At 74.9% G+C, this 1013-nt stretch carries 1 protein-coding gene; it reads right to left on the bottom strand.

Annotation, left to right across the window (positions count from 1 at the left end; genetic code table 11):
• Window positions 1-735: 735 nt before the first annotated feature.
• On the bottom strand, window positions 736-1013 hold a 278-nt coding region (locus tag AO501_RS35880), incomplete at its 5' end, for an RDD family protein (protein ID WP_197419856.1).

Below are 1013 nucleotides of genomic sequence, written 5' to 3'. Positions count from 1 at the left end.
GGGCGGGGCCACCACGAACGGAACGGGCGGCGTCGGCGGCGGCGGTGGCGCGAGCGGACGTCTGTTCGGCAATGGCGGACTGGCCGGCAACGGCGGCACCGCCATCAGCGCCGGCGGCACCGGCGGCGCAGGCGGCACCGGCGGCAACGCGGTCGCGCTGGTCGGCAACGGCGGTGCCGGCGGGGTTGGCGGCTACGGCGTGTTCGGCAGCGGTGGCGCCGGCGGCAACGGCGGCACCAGTGGTCAACTCTTCGGGTTCGGCGGCAACGGCGGGCTCGGCGGGATCGGCGGCGCCGCAACCGGAGTCGGTGGCGCCGGCGGCAACGGCGGCAGCGCGATCGGGCTGATCGGCAACGGCGGCAACGGCGGGCTGGGCGGCTTCGGTTTCACTGGCGGGGCGCACGGCGGTGACGGCGGAAACGGCGGCACGCTGTGGGGCAATGGCGGTGACGGTGGCGGCGGCGGCCAGCTCGGTGGTGCCGGCGGCAACGGCGGCAACGCCGGGATGTTGTTCGGCAACGGCGGGGCCGGCGGTGACGGTTTTGCCGGCGACGCCGGCGTCATCAAGGGCGGCAACGGCGGCAACGGCGGCCGCGCCGCCTCCGGCATCGGTTTCGGCGGCAACGGCGGCAGCGGTGGCCTCAACGCGGGCGCCGGTGGCGGCATCGGGGGGCCGGCGGCCAGGGCAGCGCGCTGGCCGGCACCGCCGGCAGCGCCGGAGCCAACGGCTGAGCGTCAGCGGCGTAGTACCGCGGTTCTGGTCAACCGGTCCTGCAAACCTCGCCCGTCGGTATCGGTGAACAACGGCGGGACCACCAGGAAGATCAACAAACCGCGGCCCAGGGCGCGGCCGATGCCGATCGGCAGACGGCCGTCCACCGCCGCCACCTGCAACCGCAGTGCGAGCTGACCCGGCGAGAACCCGAACAGTCGCACCGACACCGCACCGATCACCAGCCAGATCACCGCTTGCACCGTCGACAACAACGCGTCGGAGATGGCCCCGAAGGTCA

Origin of the sequence: Mycobacterium gordonae (assembly GCF_001417955.2) — a bacterium.
GTDB classification, from domain to species: Bacteria; Actinomycetota; Actinomycetes; order Mycobacteriales; family Mycobacteriaceae; genus Mycobacterium; species Mycobacterium gordonae_B.
Note: the sequence above shows the minus strand (reverse complement) of the source record. Positions and strands in the feature narration are given on the sequence as shown.